This window comes from Shewanella sp. Pdp11, from assembly GCF_002838165.1.
Lineage (GTDB): Bacteria > Pseudomonadota > Gammaproteobacteria > Enterobacterales > Shewanellaceae > Shewanella > Shewanella hafniensis.
In genome coordinates this window covers 2,441,468-2,465,785 of the sequence record NZ_CP015194.1, presented here as the reverse complement: position 1 = coordinate 2,465,785, position 24,318 = coordinate 2,441,468, and the positions used below count along the sequence as shown (strand labels likewise).

Below are 24,318 nucleotides of genomic sequence, written 5' to 3'. Positions count from 1 at the left end.
AAAAAAACCTGCATAATGCAGGTTTTTTTATGCTGAAGATTTTCTTGAATTAAGAATATAGCGAATAAGCTTATTTCTTACGCCAAGTGGTACCACTTGGGCCATCTTCGAGTTCAACGCCTAACTCATTCAAACGGTTACGCGCCACATCCGCCGCAGCCCAGTCCTTTTCAGTACGAGCACGGTTACGTTCAACAATTAAAGCTTCAATTTCAGCCACTTCATCATCACTACCGCCGCCTTGGAAGAAAGCTTCAGGCTCTTGGCTTAATAAGCCTAGCACATCCGCTAACTGCTTTAAGGTGACCGCTAATGCCGATGCCTGTGCCATATCGGTCAGTTTTAAGCGATTAATGTCACGCACCATGTCAAACAGGACTGAATAGGCTTCAGGTGTATTAAAGTCATCATCCATCGCCGCTTTAAATTTAGCGATAAACTCTTCTGCTGGCGCCGCTGCGACAGTCAAGTCGACATCTTTAATAGCGGTATACAAACGCTCTAAGGCTGAGCGAGCTTGTTTCAAGTTATCTTCTGAATAGTTCAGTTGACTACGATAGTGGCCCGATAACAGGAAATAACGCACAGTTTCAGCATCATAGTGACCAAGCACATCGCGAATAGTGAAGAAATTGCCTAACGACTTAGACATTTTTTCACGGTCAACCATCACCATGCCCGTGTGCATCCAATAGTTTACGTATGGCGTGTCATGGGCACAGCAAGACTGGGCGATTTCGTTCTCATGGTGCGGGAACTGCAAGTCAGAGCCGCCGCCATGAATATCAAAATGCAGACCTAAATGTTTGCTGTTCATGGCAGAACATTCGATATGCCAGCCAGGACGACCCGGTCCCCATGGTGATTCCCACGTCGGTTCGCCAGGTTTCGACATTTTCCACAACACAAAATCCATTGGATTTTGTTTGGTTTCGTCCACTTCAACCCGAGCTCCGGCTTGCAGTTGATCTAAATTCTGGCCCGATAAACGGCCGTAATCAGGATAGGAAGCCACGCTGAAAAGCACATCACCATCGCTCGCCACATAGGCATGACCACGGGCGAGTAATAACTCAACCATGTCGATAATTTCGGCAATGTGCAGGGTTGCACGTGGTTCAAAATCGGGGCGCAGCATATTTAAGGCATCGAAGTCTTGATGCATTTCACCGATCAGACGCTCAGTTAAGGCCTCGCAGCTTTCGTTATTCTCGTTAGCACGCTTGATAATTTTGTCATCAACGTCGGTAATATTGCGCTGAAAATTCACTTCATAACCAGCGTAACGCAGGTAGCGCACTATCATGTCAAAGGAAACAAAAGTACGGCCATGACCAATATGACAGAGATCGTATATGGTCACACCACACACGTACATCCCGATTTTTCCGGGAGTAATCGGCTTAAATTCCTGTTTTTGGCGGGTAATACTGTTGTAAATCTTCAACATCGATATTCTCTTCAATGATACATTCAGGTGTAAAATCAAGGAGTCAGTCTATCACGGCCTGACAGGTTTTGAATACTGCACTTTGCGCGCAATCCGAGATAAGTTAGAATCGCGCCACTATTTACAGAGAGTATGAAAACATGATCACATTACACACCAATTTGGGCGACATTAAACTGCAACTGAACGCTGAAAAAGCGCCGTTAACAGTGGCAAACTTCATGAAATATGTTGACGAAGGTTTCTTCGACGGCACTATCTTCCACCGTGTGATTGACGGTTTCATGATCCAAGGTGGTGGCTTCAACGAAGACATGAGCCAAAAACGTTGTAACGAGCCAGTAAAGAACGAAGCCAATAACGGTTTATCAAACCGTACTGGTACTGTCGCTATGGCGCGTACTTCTGATCCTCATTCAGCCACTGCGCAGTTCTTCATTAACGTGAACGACAACACTTTCCTCGATTTTAAATCAGAAACCTCACAGGGCTGGGGCTACTGCGTATTCGGCGAAGTTGTTGAAGGCATGGATATTATCGAAAAAATCAAAGCAGTTAGTACAGGTAACCGTGGTATGCATCAAGATGTACCATTAGAAGCTGTAGTGATTGAAAAAGTCAGCGTTGCGGCATAATCCCTGCGCATGCGAACTTTATTTATAGGCGATCTGCACCTAAGTGCAGATCGTCTTGATATCACCCAAGCGTTCACTCGCTTCCTCGACACTGAACTCGATGATGCCGATGCCCTTTATATCCTAGGTGATTTGTTTGAAGTCTGGGTTGGCGATGATATTGCATTGCCTTTTGCCCTCGAACTCGCCGAAAAACTCAAGCAGGTATCGCAAAAGCTGCCAGTGTATTTCATCCACGGCAACCGTGACTTTATGTTAGGCAAGCAGTATGCACGCGCCGCAGGAATGCAAATCTTACCCGAAGTGACGTGCCTGAATTTATACGGCGTAGACACGGTTATCTTACACGGCGACAGCTTGTGTACTTTGGATAAGGCCTACCAACGCTTTCGAAAACTGCGCAGTTTGTCACTGGCGCGTTGGCTATATGGTTGTTTATCAAAGAAAACCCGTCAGGGTATTGCCGATAAAATTCGCAGCAATAGCAAAAGCAGCAATCAGCAAAAAAGCTATACCATCATGGATGTGGAGCCCAATGCGGTCGATGCGTTATTTGCCAAGACCCACACCAAACATATGATCCACGGTCATACCCACAGACCCGCCATTCATCAACTTGCCAATGGCTGTCAACGTATTGTGGTTGGTGACTGGTATGAGCAAGGCAGTGTGCTGAGTGTCAGCGCCAAAGGAATTAATTTACAATCGTTACCCTTCGAGCAGACAACTTAAGTTAGCTTGCTTTTTATTGACCTTGTTTGAGTTTAAAGACGCTTCATATTAACGGTTCGAGCGAACCGTTAATCGTTTTAGCCATATCGACTTAATTCATCGACTTTTAAAGAGAAGCTACTTTCAAATCAATTTGCTAGCGGCGACCCACTGTGGAAACGAAACTCATCATCCTGCGCCAGAATCAACTCAGCCTCTAACTCGCCAAAATACGTTACACGCTCGCGAATATCTTCAGGTGAAACTAACTGAGCTAACGCAAGATAATCTTGATAGTGGCGGGCTTCAGAGCGCAGCAGTGACACATAAAACTTACCCAGCTCACCGTCTAAATAGGGCGCCAACTTAGCAAAACGCTCGCACGAACGCGCCTCAATATAGGCCCCCACAATCAACTTATCCCGCAGGATATCTTTCTCATGGGTGGTCACATAACTCATCATGCCCTTGGCATATCGGCCTGCGCGAATATTACGGTATTCGATACCGCGTTTGTGCATCAATTCCAATACTTGTTCAAAATGATGAAACTCTTCTTTAATCAAACGGATTAAAGGTGACACTAAATTGGCGGCAAATTTAAAGTTTGGCTTAGGCATCAGTTCGGCCACCAGTTCATTCTTTTTCACATCGCGCGCCAGAAAACTCACCACATCGTGGTCTTGGGAATAGATAAACTCTTCATAGGGTTTAGCCCACGCCAACAGAGCTCGACCACTGTCTTTATCTAACGCATATTTTCGTAGTAAAAATATCGCTGTCTGAGCCGCTTTTAACTCACAGTTACAGTGATCGATCAGCAACTCATCCAAGGAATCTGATTTAATCGCGACATCAATCCAAGTTTGCGGTGTTTCACAGCGAAGAAACGCGTGGATGGGGGCAAGAAGTTGCTGCATGGACTCACTCAATCTCATTCTGAATATCGCGCTATTTTACGCATATTTACTCATAAGCTATAGCATTAGGCTTCAGTAAACTTGACGTGCCGAACTTTTTGTTTAATAAATAATCTACACTCTAAAGAATTGAGATCCTGATCACACAGCTTCTCACTTCTGTATGTGTCACCAATCGTCAGTTAAAGGAACAGGACACCATTTTAACCTCGATTGTGGAGCTGTTATCAGCTCGTCTGACGTTTGGCGAGCCATTCATCAATGCTGAACAAGGATAATTATAATGATACTGAATCACTTAATGGGGCTATACACTCATCCTAAACAAGAGTGGCACACAATTGAGAAAAACCATGAGGCACTAAAAAGTAGCTTAAGTCATGTGGTGCTGATCGCCTTAATTCCTGCGATTTGCAGTTATATTGCTACGGCTTATATTGGCTGGAATCCAGGCGCTGGCGATCCTATTTACCTCACACCTCAAAGCGCCATGTTTATGTCAGCTGGCATGTATTTAGGCCTAATTGCGGGCGTATTCGCCCTCGCCTACTTGGCTTATTGGATGGCAAAAACCTTCGATGCAAACCCAACCTACACCCAAGCGTTAGAACTCGCGTCCTACACAGCTACACCATTGTTTATGGTCGGTTTAGCCGCCTTGTATCCAGTGCTGTGGTTTATCATGATAGTGGGATTGATTGGTCTGGCTTACTCAGTCTACTTACTGTACGCGGGTGTGCCGATTATTATGAATATCCCTGAAGAGAAAGGCTTTATCTATGCCAGCTCTATGGTGACCGCTGGTTTAGTGTTGTTAGTAGGGCTAATGGCAACCAGCGTTATTTTATGGAGCCTAGGTTTTGGTCCTATGTATCAATAACCAGTTGAATTAACTGTCACTCACACCAACCAATAGCTCTATCGCTAATCCATAAAATAAAAAAGAAGGCCTAAAAGGCCTTCTTTTTTTGGGTCTGCTTAATGATCAGAACAACTTAGCTTAATTCAACTTAGCTTAATTGAGTTGAACTGTTTGACTCATTCCATCAAACCAATTCAATCAAGCTAATTCTATTAAATCATTCGAAAGAATCACGCAGCGCTACAGTTAAGTTAAACACTAAATTATCCGCTGACGAATCTTTGCTGTCTGCACAGAAATAACCTTCACGCTCAAACTGATAAGCTTTTTCTGCTGGCGCATTCACTAGGCTTGCTTCAGCAAAACCGTGCACTACCACTAAGGATTCAGGGTTTAATACTTCGTCCACAGTCTCTGCCGCAGCAGGATTAGGATCGGTAAATAAACGCTGATAGAGACGGAATTCAGCTGGTTTAGCAGTAGATGCCTCAACCCAATGGATCACACCTTTAACTTTACGGCCATCAGCAGGATTTTTACCTAAGGTTTCAGGATCATAAGTGCAGTAAACCGTCGTGATATTGCCTTCGCTGTCTTTGTCACAACGCTCAGCTTTAATCACATAGGCATTACGTAAACGCACTTCCTTACCTGCTACCAAACGTTTGTATTGTTTGTTGGCTTCTTCTCTAAAGTCAGCCACATCAATCAATATTTCACGGCCAAAGGCTAATTCACGTGTCCCCATGCTCTCATCATTTGGATGAGCGGCCGCTTGAATATACTCAAGTTCACCTTCAGCATAGTTTTCGATGATCACTTTCAATGGACGTAATACAGCCATCGCACGCGGTGCATGTTCGTTCAATTCTTCACGAATACACGCATCTAACATGCCGACTTCAATCATATTCTCTTGTTTAGTCACGCCGATACGTTGGCAGAACTCGCGAATTGACGCAGGCGTGTAACCACGGCGACGCAGGCCAGCAATCGTTGGCATACGTGGGTCGTCCCAACCTGACACGAGTTTACGGGTCACAAGGTCGTTTAGCTTACGCTTAGACATCAAGGTATATTCAAGATTTAAGCGTGAAAACTCGTATTGACGAGTACGATTCGGCGCTTGAAAATCATTCAAATTATCCAACACCCAGTCGTATAAACGACGGTTGTCTTGGAACTCTAAAGTACATAAAGAGTGGGTAATATGTTCTAACGCATCAGAGATACAATGGGTAAAGTCGTACATTGGGTAAATGCACCACTTGTCACCCGTTTGGTGGTGATGGGCAAAACGAATACGGTAGATGATAGGATCGCGCATACACATGAATGGCGACGCCATATCAATTTTGGCACGCAGCGCACACTCACCTTCTTTAAAACCACCGTCGCGCATCTTAGCGAATAAGGCGAGGTTTTCTTCGACTGATGTGTCGCGGAAAGGACTGTTTTTACCTGGCTCTTTTAACGTGCCACGGTATTCGCGAGTTTCATCAGCATTCAAGAAACACACATAAGCCAAACCTTTATTGATCAGTTCAACTGCATATTGATGTAACTGATCAAAATAGTTTGATGAATAGCGTACATCGCCATCCCACTGGAATCCAAGCCAACGCACATCCGCCTGAATAGAATTAACATAATCAATGTCTTCTTTTTCAGGATTAGTATCGTCAAAACGTAAATTACACAGACCGTTATAGTCTCGCGCTATCCCAAAATTTAAGCAGATAGATTTAGCATGACCAATATGAAGATAGCCATTCGGTTCCGGCGGGAAACGAGTCTGTACACTCGTGTGCTTACCGCTTTGTAAATCTTCATCTATGATATTACGAATAAAGTTACTCGGACGTACTTCAGTGTCCACATGACTCATGGAATTCCTCTTTGCGAACAATGGCAATTTTAAGAAAACCAGCATGATCCTACAGATCACTACTAGTTACAATGCCTAGTGCTAAAAACTATGGTTTTTGACCGGCTAGGTTATAACCGCGATAGTAAAACAATAAAAGCAGCCATGAAAGCTGCTTTTATCTTTGACCTAACTAAGCTGACATTTATTACCCAGTCATACTGACTCAGTAAATCTTACTCTGTGATGATGCGGATCCCTGGAATGATCTGCTGAGTTCTTCTGCCCTTACGTTTCAGCCATTGATAAAAGGCCACTAACGCAAACAGGAAGAAACCAATCCACAGACTCGATTGCACAGGATGCTGCGTAAAGGTTGCCGCTTGATAGACCACAGTCGCAGAACCATAGGCCAGAGAGAAAGTCCACGTAGCCGCAAACGTCGCCCAACGGGAACCAAACTCATGCACTAAGGCGCCCATCGCCGCGACACAAGGGGTATACAACAAGATAAACAGCAAGTAAGAGAACGCCGCAATTTTGCCACTGAAACCAGCTTGCAGGGCACCGAAGGTCGATGTTGCCACGCCTTGCTCTTCCGCTATCGCTTCTTTATTAGTCAAATCACCAACCGACAGTTTTAGCGGATCTTCCAGATCAATTCCAAACAAGTTTGCAGGAATCGTCGCCAGAGCCGCATTAAAGCTTTCACTCAATGGCGTAAGCTCTTCATCAGCGGGCGCTGCAGTGCTGTACAAACTGTTTAAGGTACCAACAACCGCTTCTTTGGCAAAAATACCCGTGATAATACCGACAGTTGCTGGCCAGTTATCCTGCTCTATACCCATAGGCGAGAAGATGGGCGTGATTTTTTGGCTCGCAACACTCAGCAAAGATGCTTGGCTATCTTCATGGCCGAAGGTGCCATCAACACCTATAGCATTGATAAAGTTCAATAAGGTTACCACCAGCACAATCGTTTTCCCCGCACCTAAAATAAAGCTCTTAGTGCGTTTGCCAGTGCGGACCATAACAGCTTTAAATTTGGGCATCTCATAGCTTGGCAGTTCCATCACCACAGCACTGCTGGTGCCGGGCAACAGGGTGCTCCTGAGTAATAAACCCGTACCGATAGCGGCAAAGATACCAATAACGTAAAGCAAGAAGACTAAATTCTGCCCAGAATCGGGAAAGAATGCCGCGGCAAATAACGCATACACTGGCAAACGTGCACCGCAAGACATAAATGGCGCCATCATACCCGTGACAATACGCTCACGTTCACTGCCTAAGGTCCGCGTCGCCATAATCGCCGGCACAGAACAACCAAAACCGACAATCATAGGCACGAAAGCTTTACCGGGCAGACCGATACGGCGCATTAACCCATCAACTACAAATGCAGCGCGGGCCATGTAGCCAGAGCTTTCAAGGACTGACAAACCGAGGAATAAAGCAGCGATCACCGGAATAAACGTGGTCACGGTTTGAATACCTTGGCCAACACCACCAGCGAGAATAGTGACCAACCAAGCTGGAGAGCCCATGTTCGTCAAGAATGCGCCAAAGTGGTCGACAAACAACGCACCCGCAAACACATCGAAGAAATCGATAAAAGCGCTGCCAATATTGATGCTGAACATAAACATCAAATACATCACGAACAAGAACACAGGAATGCCAAGCACGGGATGCAATACGAGTTTATCTAATTTATCACTGAGAGTGAGGAATCCCGACTCTTTCACTGAACCTTGAAACACTTTCTCAACGAAATTAAAGCGCGTGGTAGCCACCATCACTTCAATATCATGGCCTTGCGAAGAGATAATCTGGGTACAGGTATTTACTTCATCCTGCAACTCAGCATTTTGGCAACTGCCACAACCTGAACCATTGCCAAGCATAGCCAAAGCACGGCCACGGCTTAATTGCGCGTCTTTGCTGCAAAGCAACTGCACGCCCGCTTCAATTTGTTCATCGTAATGCAGTACTAATGGTGCTTCAGAGACTCGGCCTTGCAGTAAATCGAGTACCTGTGCCTGCACTTTTTCTACATCGGCAGGATCGCGTGAGCACACACCAATCACAGGGCAGCCCAGCTCTTTGCTCATTTTCTTTAAATCGACTTTGATACCGCGTTTAACTGCAGAATCAATTTTATTCAGCACCACCACCATAGGGATCGCGAGTTCACGCAATTGGGCGGTGAGATATAAATGACGTTCGATATTAGTGGCATCGACTAAATTGATAATGCCGTCGACACGTTGCTCAGCGAGATATTGCTGCGCAATTTGCTCATCGAGTGAACAATCGCAACTATTGCCCGCAGGCAGAAGATCGTAAATACCCGGTAAATCGGTCAGATAGACATCGGCACCGTTTAAGGTGAAATGACCAGTCTTTTTCTCGACCGTCACACCAGACCAGTTACCGACTTGTTGATTCGCGCCGGTTAGCGCGTTAAAGAGCGTCGATTTACCCGCATTCGGGTTACCGACTGTGACGCAATGAAACTGCTTAGCCATTCGTCTTTTCCACCTCAATGATGTCTGCCAAATCTCTGCGCATACAAAGTTTACTACCACGAATATCCAGTTCGAGACCAGAGCCCATAGGTGCGTATCGGATCAATAAAAAACGCGTATTTGGCGTGATCCCCATGGACAACAACTTGCGCTTCACGGTTTGTGGCAGCGCCAAACGCCCCACTTCAGAAATAAGACCGCGATCGCCGGGACTGAGTTCGCTTAACTTCATTACGTATTCCACCTTGCAACAGGTTCAGCTCGAAAAACTGCGCCCATTGTAACCGAGCGATGACCCTAATAACTTTACCTAGATCAAGATTTTTGATTGGTAACGATAATAGTTTTCAATTGTGTTGGGTATTATGTGATAAAAATTCCAATGAATAAACGACCAACCGAAAATAAAAATCCATACCTAAGCGCACAAGAGAATGATGCGATCGGCAGAAGTCAAAAAGCTGTGAACAAAACCCTTACCAAAGCAAACGTGATCAAGGTCACGCTTCCTCTATATCACCAGTAAAATCATCCCTCTTTACAGTGAAAAGACCCTCAGATGTTAAGCGAGTGTCACGCATTTGTTCTAATATTAATCAGCTTTAATAAGCTAAATTAGCAATGTCGAAAGCGTAAAAATAACAAATATAAATGCACTCGGGAAAAGATGAACATGGAAATAAGGCTAAAGTTCAAAAGCATAGCTAAGGCTATGCTATGTATTTTGTTATCAATCGTGAGTATCTCTGTCTCGGCGACGCCTTGGGATGACAAAAAACCAGAGGACGTTGTCGCGACATTAGACAAAAAATTCGCCGAAGGTAAGTATTCTGCCAAAGGGGCTGACACTTGCCTGATGTGCCACAAAAAAAGTGCCGTGGTCATGGCCATTTTTGATGGGGTTCATGGTAATCCTAATGTGAAAGCTTCGCCCATGGCCGATTTGCAGTGTGAAGCTTGCCACGGCCCGTTAGGAAATCATAACAAAGGTGGCAAAGAGCCAATGATCACCTTTGGTGCAAATTCTCCCGTTCCCGCGCAAAAGCAAAACAGTGTTTGTATGAGCTGCCACAATCATAGCCAACGTATCGCGTGGAAAGGCAATCACCACGATAACGCCGATGTGGCTTGCGCAAGTTGCCATCAAGTTCATGTAGCCAAGGATCCTATCAGTGATAAAGCCAATGAAGTCGCCATTTGTACCCAGTGCCATACCCAGCAAAAAGCCGATATGCACAAACGCTCGGCCCATCCATTACAGTGGCAACAGATGGTGTGCAGTGACTGCCATAATCCCCACGGCAGTTTGAACGATTCAAGCTTGAAACAAATGAGCGTCAACGAAAATTGCTATAGCTGCCACGCCGAAAAACGTGGTCCTAAATTATGGGAACATGCCCCCGTCACCGACAACTGCGCGAATTGTCACAATCCCCATGGCAGCGTAAACGACGCCATGCTGATCAGTAAGCCTCCGCAGCTTTGTCAACAGTGCCACGCCTCGGATGGTCATAGCAGCAATGCCTACTTTGGCAATCAAACCAATGCATTTACTTCAGGTAATTCCTGTATGAATTGCCACGGACAAGTGCATGGTTCTAACCATCCTTCTGGCAAATTGCTACAGAGATAACAAGGGAACGATCATGCCAACAGCTAAACTATCTCACCCTAGTGCTTGCTTCTTACTCACGTTACTCGCATGGGTGATAAGCGGTGTTTTATCTCAGGCACATGCCGAAGGTTATGAGCTACAACAGGCGAATCGAAGTGGCATAAAAACAGAAGCATGGAGCTGCAAACAATGCCAACCTAAGTCAGGGCATAGTGGTGATGTCAGTGCCACCCTCGCTTACAACGATGGCGAGGACAGCCGTTTCGGTAACCGCACTGGGACAGATAACGATGGGTTCGTTGGCGCAGTCGGTGCGGATATGCTGTACAAAACACCGTCGGGTTATCAAACTCAATTGATCGCGGATAAGTTAGGTTTTGATGCGGGCTCAGCTAAGCTCACGACAGGAAGGCCAGGGAACTATCAAATCAACTTAGGTTATAGAGGCTTAGCTAACTATAACCATAATCAACTCAAAAGCTCTTATACCTCATCGCAAGATAAGATGTTGTTGCCCGATAACTGGATAACAGGTGGCACAACACAATCTATGCCTATGCTACAGAGCAGCCTTGTTGGCCAAGATTTCAGTATTCAACGTGATCGCTTTATGATCGGTGGTTACTACGCGGGCAAAATATCACCTGAAGGTGACAATACCAGTCACTACAAAGCATCATTAAACTATCAGCATGAAGACCGCAGCGGAGCCAAAAAGACCAGCGCCAATATACTCACCAATAGCGTTATGCTCGCCCAACCAATTGATGACAGTACTGATGAAGTCGATGCGAGAGTTTATTTTAACGGTTCAGGCTGGCAGGTTGGCATCAATAGCCAAGTCAGCCAATATAAAAATGATCACCAAGCCATGCAATGGCAATCCGCCTACACGCCCACCTTTGGCGCGGCATACTTAGGTCAAAATGCGGCCGACCCCGACAGTAAAGCCTATCGCGTTGCCGCAGAAGCCTCTGGGGGAGCGAATGGTCAGAATGTGCTAATGCACGCAGGCTTTAGCCGTATGACCCAAGATGACACTTTTATTCCAGCCACCATCAATGGCCCGTCACCTGTCCTGCCTGCGGATACCTTAGATGGCCAAGTGGATATTATTGAAATGATCCTTAAATATTCGGGCCGGATCACCCAAGATTTAAGTGTACAGGCAAGCTACAACTATCAAGACAGAGATAACAAAACGGCCAAATTAGACTTCCCACAAATCATCACCGACAGTATTAACCAAGGCTCTGCTCAAAATAGCCTTTATGATAAGCGAACCAAAAAACTCGAACTTAAAGGCAAATACCGTTTTACTTCAGCCGCCTATGCCGAAGCAGGCTACAGCCGTAACGAAAACGATTACACTGAACTCGATCGCCAATCCGTCGATGAGTCAGGCGTGTTTGCCAAACTGAGCTATCGCTATTCCCCTGCTTGGTCAGCATGGTTAAAAGGAGAAGCACTAGAGCGCGATGGCAGTGAATACGATCCCGTCACGACCACTCAAAGCCAAAGCAATCCTTGGCTACGTAAATCCTACCTTGCCGACAGAAAAAGGCAAAAAGTCACCTTACACACTGATTATCAAACTGATATCGGCCTCTCGCTGGGCGCCAGCTTGCACAGTGTCGATGACGATTTTCACCACACCCAAGTGGGTCTTACTCAAGTGTCCTACCTAGGTTATGACGTATCGGCCCAATATGCGCTGAGTGACGATCTTCATTTCAGTGCCTTTGTTAACCAAGATTGGCGCGACTCAGATCAAGCAGGCAGCAACCACTTTTCAACGCCCGATTGGTACAGCACTGCCGAGGAAAAATCGACTTTAATTGGGGCAGGTTTTAGTTATCAAAACCTGTTCGATAATCACCTCGACATTGGCTTGGACTACAGCTATTCCGATGGACAGAGTGATACCGAGGTCGTCTACGGCATCACCAGTCCCTATGGCGATTTTTATGCCCGCAAACACAATATTAATGCCTACGCCAAATATAAGTTTGCCGACAGTATGTCGCTACGCGTCGATTGGTTATTCGAGAAGTATCAAGATGCTAACTGGCAAAACCAAGGCACAAATTGGGACACGCTTCCCAACGTACTCAGCTTTGGGGATATGAGCCACGACTACAACGCTCACTATTTAGGCTTGACCTTAAGCTACCAAATGTAACTTAGACACTGACAGCGCATTCCAAGGATAGAAATATGAACAAGTTTGCAAAAATGAGCTCGAAATTCAGTCTGATGCTGGCCTTAGTCTCGCTATTAAGCGCCTGTGGCGGTGATAACGGCCAAGATGGCAATCCCGGTGAACCCGCAAAACCGCCCGCGTTAACCATCACTAGCCTAAAGGTCACGGTCGATAAAGTTCAAATGATAGATGGTATTGCTCAAGTGGATTTTCAAGTGAGCAATCAAGATGATGAAGCCGTGATTGGTGTCCCATCGGCGACGTTTATTGCGGCGCAGCTTCTGCCGCAAGGTTATACAGGTGCGGGTAATAGCAGTGAATGGCAGCATTTTACCGCCGAAACCTGCGCGGCAACTTGCCCTGGCAGTCTCACAGATCATAAAAACGGTCACTACAGCTACATCTTCAGCGCACCGTTTAATGGCATGAATGGGGTGACGTTTATGCCCGAAGCGACCCAAAGAATGGTGGTCAAAATCGGCGGCGATAAACTTGCCGATAACACCCCCTTACCTATTACCAATCAACATTATGACTGGCAATCTTCTGGGGATAATGTCGCTTACACCCGTAACTTAGTCACAATAGAAACCTGTAATAGTTGCCACAGCGATCTTGCTTTCCATGGCAGTAAATATAATCAAATCGAAACCTGCGTCACTTGCCATAACAGCAAAAAAGTCAGTAACCCTGCGGATATTTTCCCGCAAATGGTCCACAGCAAACATCTAACCGGTTTCCCGCAACCCATCAGTGACTGCCAAACCTGTCATGTCGATAAGGCTGAGTTAGCTGAGCAGCAAAATTGGCACAGAGTCCCAACCATGCAAGCCTGTGGCGCCTGTCATACACAAATTAATTTTCCCGCAGGCGAAGGACACCCAGCGCAGGCCGATAACAGTAACTGCGTGGCGTGCCATAATGCCGACTGGACCGCAAGCGTTCACAGTGATGAAGACAAAACTGCGGCACTGATGCAATTTAGCCCAAGCATTACCAGCGCCAGTATGGATGCCAATGGTATAGTCACAGTCGCGGTTAAATTGATGAACCCAGCTACTGGTAGCGTCTACAGCGACAGTGCCGATAAGTTAAAATTCATCAATGATTTAAGGGTATATGCCAACTGGGGAACCAGTTTTGATTACGCGACCCGCTCTGCCCGCTCAATCAAGCTGCCGGAATCCACACCCGAGTCAGGCTCAAATGGCATTTATACCTATACAATAGCGGGCCTTACCGTGCCTGCGGGCACTGAAGCGGATCATGGCGGACTCGCGATCCAAGGCCGAGTCTGCGCCAAAGACAAGGTACTCGTTGATTGCACGACAGAACTGGCGGAAGTGTTAGTGATTAAAGCCAGCCACAGTTATTTTGATACGGCAGCATTAAGCAGTACGGGTCGTCGCACTGTTGTTAGTAATACAAGCTGCGGCAATTGCCATGGCGATCAAAAGCTTAATATCCACGGCTCACGCAACGATCTCGGTGGTCAATGTCAGCTATGTCATAACGCCAATATGCTGGCCGATGCGACGGCAGCCAATCCTTCCACCACATCGTTTGACTTTAAGCAGCTGATCCACGGTATTCACACCAGCCAATTCACAGGTTTTGAAAACCTAAACTACCCAGGAAAAATCGGTAACTGCACCCAATGCCATGTTAACGATTCTGCGGGCATATCTACCGTCGCCCTTCCTTTAAATTCAGCGGTACAACCCCTTGCCCTCGATAACGGCACTTTTACCAGCCCGATTGCCGCTGTGTGTAGCAACTGCCATTCAGCTACCAGCACTCATAACCACATGGCTCAGCAAGGTGCTGTTTTTGCAGGCACAAAAGCCGATGCAACTGCAGGAACTGAAACCTGTGCTTTCTGTCATGGACAAGGCGGCGTCGCGGACGTGTTAAAAGTGCATCCCATAAACTAAACCTATGATGCTGACCTAAAAAGGCCAGCAACTGCAGATATAAAAGGAACTCATACTATGCAGTCATCTACTCCTAAAGAAATAGTCAGATCTCAGTCACATTACCCACCTAAAGTGACTGATTAATACCAGTGACTTAGTTAGCCTTACAGATGGAAAACTAATTCCACACATCCTATGCGGGTAATGAGATTTATTCTTATCTACCAAGCATTTGATGATGATTACAACTATTGCAGGGAAATATCATGATGAAACGGTTCAATTTCAATGCCGCAACAAAAGCGATGTTGGGTGCCGGTTTACTCTCTCTACTACTCGCCGGTTGCGGTGGTAGTGACGGTAAAGATGGTGAAGACGGTAAACCGGGTGTTGTTGGTGTCAATATCGATACAACGCCTACACTGAAAGCAAGTTTTACTAATGCCACTATCGATGCAGGTAAGGTTACGGTCGATTTCACATTAGAAAATGCGAATGGCGTTGCAGTACTAGGCTTAAATAAAACTCACGACATACGTTTTGGTATTGCACAACTCACCCATGTGACTGAAGCAACGGATGATCCAGCCAAACCCGCCGACCGCGGTTACCAATGGCAAGCCTACATTAATGCCAAAAAAGAACCTGGCACAGCGCCTTCTGGCGTGGATAACCTCAATCCATCAGCTCAATTTCAAGCCAACGTTGAAGCCGCTGCCAAGTGTGATACCTGTTTAGTGGATCATGGCGATGGTAACTATAGCTATACCTATCAAGCCAATATCGCCAATGTCACTGAACCCTTAGCGATTACTTACAGTGCTGAAGCGACTCAACGGGCAACATTAGAACTTGAATTACCACAGCTTGCTGCCAACGCCCATTTTGATTGGCAACCTTCTACAGGCAAAACTGAAGGTATTCAAACCCGCAACGTTGTTTCAATAACAGCCTGTTATACCTGTCACCAGCCAGAAAGTTTAGCGTTACACGGTGGCCGTAGAGTTGATATTGAAAACTGTGCTTCTTGTCATACGGCAACCTCTGGCGATCCTGAGTCAGGTAATAGCATTGAATTCACTTACATGATCCATGCTATCCACAAAGGTGGCGAGCGTCATACCTTCGATGAGACAGGCGCTGAAGTACCTGCCCCTTATAAGATTGTCGGTTATGGTGGCAAAGTGATTGACTACGGCAAGGTCGGTTTCCCATTAAAACCTGCAGCGGATTGCGCAGCCTGTCACGTTGAAGGAGCGGGTGCACCAGCTAATGCCGATCTATTTAAAGCCGACTTAAGCAATCAAGCCTGTATTGGTTGCCACACAGAAAAACCATCAGCTCACCACAGCAGCAGTGATTGTGTCGCTTGTCATAATGCAACTGAACCATACAACGGCACAGGTAGTGCTGCTAAACGTCATGGTGATGTGCTGAAAGCTTACACAGAAACTAAAGCCATGGGCATTAAGTTCACTAATGTCGGCGTGAATGACACGGGCAAAATCACTTTTGATGTCCAAGTTGTTGACAAAGAGGGCAATGCCATTGATAAAGCCTTCGTAAATCAAAGCTCACGCGTTGTCGTAGCATGGGATTCTGATAAAGATTACCCAAGCTATGCTGATGCCTCTTATAGCAATCGTCGTATCGCTTTAAGTGAAGGTACCTATAATGAAGCGAATAAAACCTACTCATTAACAGGCACTAAGTTCAGTTTACCCGCTGATGCAAATGGTAAAACATTCGAGCTGTGGTCAACATTAGAAGTGTGCTTCAACAATGGCGGTTATGGCGTTGCTGACGTAGCTATGACAGATTGCACTGCTGACAGTGTAAGTAAAGTCGCGGTTAAACAAGCACCATATCATTTCGTTTGGAAAGATACGGGAGTGGACAGCACTGCCAAGGCAGCGACACGTCGCGACATTATTGATGCAACTAAGTGTCAAGGTTGTCACAATCAAGAAATCCACCACTATGACAACGGTGTAAATTGCCAAACTTGTCATACTTCGGATAAAACCTTGAAAAATGATGCCAACTATCCTGGCGGTAAGATCCCAACTAGCTTTGCGTGGAAAGCTCACGAACGTGAAGGCCATTACCTGAAATATGCGGGTGTACAATCAGGCACTGTGCTAAAAACCGATTGTGCGACATGCCATACAGTTGATAAAGCAAACGTCATTACAGGTATTACCTTAGGACGTCAGCCTGATCGCACATGGCGCTACGGTGATATCAATAATAACGGTGCCGATATTTGGGTATCTTCAGATGCAGGCGCATGTTTAAGCTGTCACCAAAAATATCTGACTGATGCGACAAAATCTCACATTGAGACTAACGGTGGTATTTTAAATGGCAGCAGTGCAGCCGATGTGCAAACTCGTGCATCAGAAAGCTGTGCAACTTGTCATACCCCAGCTCAATTAAGTAAAGTTCACGGTAATTAAGCAGATATAACGCTCTCATTCAGAGCAATGTTTTATCGTTACTAAAGAGAGAGGTTTTTACCTCTCTCTTTATATTCTTGCCATTTAAAAATCCGCTGTTTTTTTGATCTGAAATCGTTTTTACCTCTCGCTTTAAATACCTCTTTAGAAATAGAAAGATCCAAGTCACACATTAGCAAAGGCCTTGGAGATTTTAAGGTCATGTTAGGTTAGCCTTTCCTTGGGGAATTCTATTTCCAGCATCCACTTAAGTCGCTTCTAGTGACCAAAAACACAGACATAGAATCTGTTGGCTCTAGAACATAGCGTTTAAGCAATGCCAAACCTATGCAGGGAAAAAAATGATGAACGCACAAACAACTAAAATCGCACTGCTGTTAGCAGCAAGTGCAGTCACTATGGCCTTAACTGGCTGTGGTGGCAGCGATGGTAATGATGGTAATCCCGGTGAACCTGGTGGCGAACCTGCTCCAGCGATTCAAACCCTTAATTTCACGTTTGATAAATCTGTTATCACTAACGGTGTACCGAGTGTTGAGTTTACTGTGACTAACGAAGATGACTTACCCGTCGTTGGTCTCCAAAAGATGCGCTTCGCCGCAGCACAGTTGATCCCGCAAGGGGCGACAGGTGCCGGTAATGCCTCACAATGGCAATACTTTGGTGATGAAACCTGTGATGTGGCAGCAACATGCCCAGGGACCTTTGTTGACAAGAAAAACGGTCACTACAGCTATACCTTCAACATGAACTTGACCGCTAACGCTAAAATCACCTACAACGATCAGTTAGCTCAACGGGTATTAATCCGCGCTTATAACACGCCGTTACCCGATGGTACTCAAGTCCCTAACAGTAACGCCTTTGTCGACTTTACGGCCGATACCGGTGCTGCAGCGACATACAGCCGCAAGATTGTTGCCACTGAAAGCTGTAATACCTGTCACCAAGATTTAGCCAATGTGAAACACGGCGGCGCGTACTCAGATGTTAACTACTGTGCAACTTGCCACACAGCAGGCAAAGTTGGCGTAGGTAAAGAGTTCAATGTTCTCGTTCACGCTAAACACAAAGACCTGACTTTAGGTTCATTGGAAAGCTGCCAAAGCTGTCATGCTGCAAACGATGCCGCACCAGATTGGGGTAATTGGTCACGTATTCCAACTGCCGCTACCTGTGGAAGCTGTCATAGCGCAGTGGACTTTGCTGCCGGTAAAGGTCACTCACAACAGCTAGATAACTCTAACTGTATCGCCTGTCATAACAGCGACTGGACTGCCGAACTACACACAAGCAAAACTGCAGACAAGAAAGCCGTTATCGCTCAGTTAGGTATGCAAGCGACTCTCGTGGGTCAAGCTGATGATACTGCGGTATTAACTGTCTCTATCTTAGACAAAGACGGTAACGCGATTGATGCGGCAACGGTTCAAGACAAGATTAAACGTTTGGAAACTGTCACTAACGTTGGCCCTAACTTCCCAATTATGGGTTACAACAAGAGCCCTGGTAGTGGTGCGGCGAAAATTGCGAAAGACTTAGTCAAAGATGGCGCACTGCAAGCTGACGTAACCTTAGTTGACGGTAAACTGGTATTCACTACACCTGCCCTGCCTTTCGGTGCTGGCGATACAGATACGGCCTTTACCTTTATCGGTCTGGAAATGTGTAGCACTGGTACTAGCTTAACCGCATGTACCGCTGATAGCGCGACAACCAGTATGAAAGCTAAGCTCGCCTTTGGCACAAAATCAGGCAACGCCCCAAGCATGCGCCATGTTAACTCTGTTAACTTCAGTACCTGTCAAGGCTGTCACAGCGATACCTTCGAAATCCACAAAGGACACCATGCAGGCTTTGTAATGTCTGAACAAGTTTCACATGCTAAAGATGCGAACGGTAAGCCAATTGTCGGTGTGGATGCCTGTGTGGCCTGTCATACCCCAGATGGTACCTATGCATCTGGTGCAAACAAAGGTGGTTTCGAAATGAAACTGCACGTAGTTCACGGTGAGCAAGGCGTTATCAAAGAATGTACTCAGTGCCACAACGACTTCAACTTAGACGCGTTCAAAGTGAAGGGGGCACTGGCCACTTCTGCAGGTAAATACACCACGCCAATCACGGCAACTTGTACTTCATGCCACGCGCCAGAATCTATTGGCCACGGCTTAGAAAATATGGGCGCAATTGTGAATGGTGATTATGTTCAAGCTAACCAAGCGGCGCAGTCAGAAACCTGTTTCTACTGTCACAAACCCACACCAACAGATCACACTCAGGTGAAAATGTAATTTGCCCAAGCAGGGGGAGTTCGCTCCCCCTTTCTTGAAATTTGTTGGGACAAATTGGGAAGCCTATTATGAAGAACAGCCTAAAAATGAAAAACCTACTGCCGGCACTTGTCATCACCATGGCAATGTCAGCAGTCATGTCTTTATGCATCGCACCAAACGCTTATGCGTCAAAATGGGATGAAAAAATGACGCCAGAGCAAGTCGAAGCCACCTTAGATAAGAAGTTTGCCGAAGGCAACTACTCCCCTAAAGGCGCCGATTCTTGTTTGATGTGCCATAAAAAATCTGAAAAAGTGATGGACCTGTTCAAAGGTGTCCACGGCGCCATTGATTCATCAAAAAGCCCAATGGCGGGCCTGCAATGTGAAGCCTGTCATGGTCCTTTAGGTCAACACAATAAAGGCGGCAACGAGCCGATGATCACTTTCGGTAAGCAATCGACCTTAAGTGCTGAAAAACAAAACAGTGTCTGTATGAGCTGTCACCAAGATGACAAACGTGTGTCTTGGAACGGCAGTCACCATGACAATGCCGATGTCGCTTGTGCCTCTTGCCACCAAGTGCATGTGGCAAAAGATCCTGTGTTATCAAAAAACACTGAAATGGAAGTCTGTACTAGCTGCCACACTAAGCAAAAAGCAGACATGAACAAACGCTCGAGTCACCCACTAAAATGGGCTCAAATGACCTGTAGCGATTGCCATAATCCCCATGGGAGCATGACAGATTCCGATCTAAACAAGCCGAGCATTAACGAAACCTGTTACTCCTGCCACGCCGAAAAACGCGGCCCAAAACTGTGGGAACATGCACCCGTTACTGAGAACTGTGTGACTTGCCACAATCCTCACGGCAGCGTGAATGATGCCATGTTGAAAACCCGCGCACCGCAGCTGTGTCAGCAATGTCACGCCAGCGATGGCCATGCCAGCAATGCTTACTTAGGTAACACTGGTTTAGGTTCAAACGTCGGCGACAATGCCTTCACGGGTGGAAGAAGCTGTTTAAATTGCCACAGTCAGGTCCATGGTTCAAACCATCCATCTGGCAAGCTATTACAGCGCTAAGGAGACGAGAAAATGAAATTTAAACTCAATTTGATCACTCTGGCGTTACTGGCAAACACAGGTTTTGCGATAGCGGCCGATGGGTATGGCTTAGCCAATGCCAATACCGAAAAAGTCAAAATGTCCGCTTGGAGCTGTAAAGGCTGCGTTGTTGAAACGGGCACATCGGGCACTGTGGGTGTCGGCGTCGGTTATAACAGTGAAGAGGACATTCGCTCGGCGAATGCCTTTGGGACGTCAAACGAAGTCGCAGGGAAATTGGATGCTGATGTCACCTTTCGCGGTGAAAAAGGCTATCGCGCCAGCGTTGAAGCCTATCAACTGGGCATGGATGGCGGCCGTTTAGAGGTCAATGCCGGCAAACAAGGCCAGTACAATGTCAATGTGAACTATCGCCAGATTGCCACTTACAACAGCAACAGTGCCTTAACGCCCTACTCGGGTGTGGGCAGCGATAATTTAACGCTGCCAGACAACTGGGTGACGGCGGGTTCAAGCAGCCAAATGCCATTACTGATGGACAGCCTGAACGCCTTAGAACTGTCGCTTAAACGTGAGCGCACAGGGCTTGGTTTTGATTATCAAGGCGAGTCGCTGTGGAGCACACATGTGAGCTACCTGCGTGAAGAAAAAACCGGCTTGAAAAAAGCATCAGGTGGATTCTTCAACCAATCTATGATGTTAGCCGAGCCTGTCGATTACACCACTGACTCCATTGAAGCGGGTATCAAGCTTAAAGGCGACAACTGGTTCACTGCACTTAACTACAATGGCTCGATTTTTAAGAACGAGTACAACCAGTTAAATTTCGACAGTGCATTTAATCCAACCTTTGGCGCGCAAACCACGGGCTCTATCGCCCTTGATCCAGACAATCAGTCACACACTGTCTCGTTAATGGGCCAATACAACGACAGTACCAATGTGCTATCGGCTCGCGTGCTTGCAGGACAAATGAGTCAAGACCAAGCGTTAGTGACTTCAGGTTATGGTTATCAAGTGCCAACTGAAGCCCTAGATGCCAAGGTCGATCTTATCGGCTTAAACTTAAAAGTGGTCAGCAAAGTCACCAACTCACTGCGCTTAAGTGGTAGCTACGACTATAACGACCGCGATAACAATACGCAGATTGAAGAGTGGACCCAAGTCAGCATCAACAATGTCAACGGTAAGGTGGCCTACAATACCCCTTACGATAACACCAGCCAACGCTTCAAAGTGGCCGCAGATTATCGTATTACCAGCGGCATGAAACTCGATGGTGGCTATGACTTCAAACGTGATGAACGTAATTATCAAGACCGTGAAACCACGGATGAGAACACCGTTTGGGCGCGTTTTAGAGTCAACAGCTTCGAAACTTGGGATATGTGGGTTAAGGGCAGCTACGGTCAACGTGATGGCTCGCAATATCAAGCCTCTGAATGGACATCCTCTGAAACCAACAGCCTGTTGCGTAAGTACAATCTGGCGAACCGTGACAGAACCCAAGTGGAAGCTCGAGTCACTCACTCGCCTATCGAAAGCCTGACACTAGATTTCGGTGCCCGTTACGCATTCGATGACTACACAGATACTGTCATCGGTTTAACTGAGTCAAAAGACACCAGTTATGATGCCAACATCAGCTATATGATCACCGATGACTTACTGGCAACCGCCTTCTATAACTATCAAATCATTGAATCTGAACAGGCGGGTAGCAGCAACTACAGCACCCCAACCTGGATGGGCTTCATTGAAGATAAAGTCGATGTTGTCGGCGCAGGCATTAGCTACAACAACTTACTTGAGAACAAGTTACGTATGGGACTGGATTACACCTATTCAGACTCCAACAGTAACACCCAAGTGAGACAAGGTATCACAGGCGACTATGGTGATTATTTTGCCAAAGTGCACAACATTAACTTATACGCTCAATATCAAGCCACCGAAAAAATGGCGCTGCGCTTGGATTATAAAATTGAGAACTATAAGGACAATGACGCTGCCAATGATATCGCCGTTGATGGCATTTGGAACGTCGTAGGCTTTGGCAGCAATAGCCATGACTATACAGCGCAGATGATCATGTTAAGCATGAGCTACAAGCTCTAATCCTCAATGATAGACAATCCAAAAGCCCGCATCTTGCGGGCTTTTGTTTAACCGCAGCAGTCACATGTAAAGTCAGATGTAAAATCATTACATCAGCCCAGATATAAGTAAAAATCTTGAATAAGATCAGACTCTGGCGCAAAAGTCTGCCCATAAAAACCTTATTCCTTGAGTTTTAGCTCACTTTAGCGGATCTTAATTCAATCTTTTGGTTAATCCTCTGAGTCCATGCGTATTTATTCTTCCCTCTGCCAATCTAAGTGCTTGTCGTCTCTTCCCGCCCTACTGGGGCTGAGTCTATTGCCCTTACCCGCCTTGGCGTTCGACCCCTCGGGCGGCACCGCCAGCCTGTTTATCATTCTCGGCCTCGGCGGCTTTACCTTGATCAATTTATTTTTACAGGGTTTATTCTTTTTTGCGGGTCAGTATCGCAGCGCCGCCTTTGCCAAACGCCATGTATTAAGCGCCTTAATCGTACCGCTGATTGCCGTCGCGTTAGCCATCTATGATCACAGAGGTTGGAGTGATTTCGCCTTGAACTTAGGCATTATTTGTGTGGGGATTGGTTTGATATTATTGCCACTACAACTGTGCCAAATCGATAAACCCGCCAATCGTAATGCCGATTGGATCATCAGCCTAGGGGCATTATTCATCCTAGCCTTGAGCTATGTGATTGCGCCCTTAGCCTTTTTTACCCTTGTGCTAACCCACATCTGTTTGGCTTCAAGCCCAAGTAGAGTGCCTAAGTTATTAAGCTACTTGGGCCTATTGTTAGGGTACAGTCTTTTTGGCTACTGGCTATATCAAACGGCGATGATGTTCCAATCCTGATTGAAAATGGATCAGCGATGACATTAACTACTGGCACTGACCACTGACCACTGACTAAAACAAATTTTGACTAAAACACATTGCACTAACGCGCCGGCGTCATCACCGCTAAGCGAAACAGTATCGCCACCCAATTCTGCATCAATGGTAGCGCTGCTGACGAAAATTAACGCCTGTACTTTATGTCAGGCCGATTTACCCTTAGCGCCCAAGCCGATATTACAGGCCAGTAGCCAAGCGCGGATTTTGATTGCCGGCCAAGCTCCGGGCGTGAAAACCCACCATAAAGGCATACCATTTGACGATGCCAGCGGTGAACGGCTGCGCATTTGGTTGAATGTCACGCGGGAGCAATTTTACGACCCAGCCCTTTTTGCCATTGTCCCTATGGGATTTTGTTTTCCGGGCAGTATCGAAAAAAACGGTAAAAAGCAGGGTGATAAACCACCGCGCCCCGAATGCGCCGCCACTTGGCATCAAGCTTTACTTGCCCTAATGCCCCAAATAGAGTTAATCGTGATCCTCGGCCAATATGCCATCGATTATCATCTACCGCGTGAATCGTCCGTGACCATAAACCCCACTTCGCCGCTCACTGAGCCTCAAACAATCAGCAATAATGTATCGTCCAGCGCCAAAGCAAAAACCATCCCCAAACTGAAGCCCATCACAGTAACCCAAGCGTGCGCGCAGTGGCAGCAATATTGGCCTAAGTATCTTGTCTTGCCGCACCCAAGCCCGCGTAATAATCTTTGGCTTAAGCAGCATCCTGAGTTTGAACGCGATATGCTACCCAGATTAAGAATGCGTATTGCATCCCTGTTAAACCTTCAACCCCACTAGGCACTTAT

17 protein-coding genes are annotated in these 24,318 nt (G+C 46.3%); 12 read left to right on the top strand and 5 right to left on the bottom strand.

Going from position 1 to position 24,318, the window contains the following annotated elements; translation table 11 throughout:
• Window positions 1-70: 70 nt before the first annotated feature.
• The gene (cysS, locus tag AYJ58_RS10875; protein WP_106650140.1) at window positions 71-1,450 is read right to left on the bottom strand and encodes a cysteine--tRNA ligase; all 1,380 of its coding nucleotides are present in this window, start codon (window positions 1,448-1,450) and stop codon (window positions 71-73) included.
• Between the two features lie 140 nt (window positions 1,451-1,590).
• Here cysS and AYJ58_RS10870 point away from each other — a divergent pair, with 140 nt between their 5' ends.
• Both AYJ58_RS10870 and AYJ58_RS10865 read left to right on the top strand, forming a co-directional pair.
• Complete coding sequence (locus AYJ58_RS10870; RefSeq protein ID WP_106650139.1) at window positions 1,591-2,085, top strand: peptidylprolyl isomerase; 495 nt, start codon at window positions 1,591-1,593, stop codon at window positions 2,083-2,085.
• 9 nt (window positions 2,086-2,094) lie between these two features.
• A complete protein-coding gene (locus AYJ58_RS10865) occupies window positions 2,095-2,817 on the top strand; it encodes a UDP-2,3-diacylglucosamine diphosphatase (protein ID WP_106650138.1) in 723 nt (240 codons plus the stop codon).
• Window positions 2,818-2,945: 128 nt separating this feature from the next.
• Here AYJ58_RS10865 and miaE read toward each other — a convergent pair whose 3' ends face one another.
• Entirely contained in the window at window positions 2,946-3,716 is a 771-nt protein-coding gene (gene miaE, locus AYJ58_RS10860) for a tRNA isopentenyl-2-thiomethyl-A-37 hydroxylase MiaE (protein ID WP_106650137.1), read from the bottom strand.
• 283 nt (window positions 3,717-3,999) lie between these two features.
• On the opposite strand from miaE, the gene AYJ58_RS10855 reads away from it, so the two are divergent.
• On the top strand, window positions 4,000-4,596 hold the full coding sequence (locus tag AYJ58_RS10855) for a Yip1 family protein (protein WP_006081117.1): 597 nt from the start codon (window positions 4,000-4,002) through the stop codon (window positions 4,594-4,596).
• A 199-nt stretch (window positions 4,597-4,795) separates the two neighbouring features.
• On the opposite strand, the gene glnS is transcribed toward AYJ58_RS10855, so the two are convergent.
• From glnS to AYJ58_RS10840, 3 genes are all read right to left on the bottom strand, one after another.
• Window positions 4,796-6,466: a glutamine--tRNA ligase gene (glnS, locus tag AYJ58_RS10850; protein ID WP_106650136.1), complete on the bottom strand. Its 1,671-nt coding sequence runs from the start codon at window positions 6,464-6,466 to the stop codon at window positions 4,796-4,798.
• A 215-nt stretch (window positions 6,467-6,681) separates the two neighbouring features.
• The gene (feoB, locus tag AYJ58_RS10845) at window positions 6,682-8,976 is read right to left on the bottom strand and encodes a Fe(2+) transporter permease subunit FeoB (RefSeq protein WP_106650135.1); all 2,295 of its coding nucleotides are present in this window, start codon (window positions 8,974-8,976) and stop codon (window positions 6,682-6,684) included.
• Window positions 8,969-9,208: a FeoA family protein gene (locus AYJ58_RS10840; RefSeq protein ID WP_028760477.1), complete on the bottom strand. Its 240-nt coding sequence runs from the start codon at window positions 9,206-9,208 to the stop codon at window positions 8,969-8,971. The genes feoB and AYJ58_RS10840 overlap by 8 nt, the downstream gene beginning before the upstream one ends.
• 435 nt (window positions 9,209-9,643) lie before the next feature.
• On the opposite strand from AYJ58_RS10840, the gene AYJ58_RS10835 reads away from it, so the two are divergent.
• The 9 genes from AYJ58_RS10835 to AYJ58_RS10795 all read left to right on the top strand — a co-directional run bounded on the left by AYJ58_RS10835 (window position 9,644) and on the right by AYJ58_RS10795 (window position 24,310).
• Entirely contained in the window at window positions 9,644-10,609 is a 966-nt protein-coding gene (locus AYJ58_RS10835) for a DmsE family decaheme c-type cytochrome (RefSeq protein ID WP_106650134.1), read from the top strand.
• Between the two features lie 13 nt (window positions 10,610-10,622).
• The gene (locus AYJ58_RS10830; RefSeq protein WP_106650133.1) at window positions 10,623-12,773 is read left to right on the top strand and encodes an MtrB/PioB family decaheme-associated outer membrane protein; all 2,151 of its coding nucleotides are present in this window, start codon (window positions 10,623-10,625) and stop codon (window positions 12,771-12,773) included.
• A 35-nt stretch (window positions 12,774-12,808) separates the two neighbouring features.
• Window positions 12,809-14,728, top strand: a complete 1,920-nt coding sequence (locus tag AYJ58_RS10825) for an OmcA/MtrC family decaheme c-type cytochrome (RefSeq protein WP_106650132.1) — start codon at window positions 12,809-12,811, stop codon at window positions 14,726-14,728.
• Window positions 14,729-14,976: 248 nt separating this feature from the next.
• Window positions 14,977-17,169, top strand: a complete 2,193-nt coding sequence (locus tag AYJ58_RS10820) for an OmcA/MtrC family decaheme c-type cytochrome (RefSeq protein WP_106650131.1) — start codon at window positions 14,977-14,979, stop codon at window positions 17,167-17,169.
• 341 nt (window positions 17,170-17,510) lie between these two features.
• Window positions 17,511-19,463, top strand: coding sequence for an OmcA/MtrC family decaheme c-type cytochrome (locus AYJ58_RS10815; protein WP_106650130.1), 1,953 nt, complete (start codon window positions 17,511-17,513; stop codon window positions 19,461-19,463).
• 68 nt (window positions 19,464-19,531) lie between these two features.
• Entirely contained in the window at window positions 19,532-20,533 is a 1,002-nt protein-coding gene (gene mtrA / locus AYJ58_RS10810) for a decaheme c-type cytochrome MtrA (protein WP_012588040.1), read from the top strand.
• A 12-nt stretch (window positions 20,534-20,545) separates the two neighbouring features.
• Entirely contained in the window at window positions 20,546-22,633 is a 2,088-nt protein-coding gene (locus tag AYJ58_RS10805) for an MtrB/PioB family decaheme-associated outer membrane protein (RefSeq protein WP_106650129.1), read from the top strand.
• 228 nt (window positions 22,634-22,861) lie between these two features.
• Window positions 22,862-23,467, top strand: a complete 606-nt coding sequence (locus tag AYJ58_RS10800) for a hypothetical protein (RefSeq protein ID WP_106650128.1) — start codon at window positions 22,862-22,864, stop codon at window positions 23,465-23,467.
• A gap of 144 nt (window positions 23,468-23,611) precedes the next feature.
• On the top strand, window positions 23,612-24,310 hold the full coding sequence (locus AYJ58_RS10795) for a uracil-DNA glycosylase family protein (protein WP_106650127.1): 699 nt from the start codon (window positions 23,612-23,614) through the stop codon (window positions 24,308-24,310).
• Window positions 24,311-24,318: the final 8 nt, after the last annotated feature.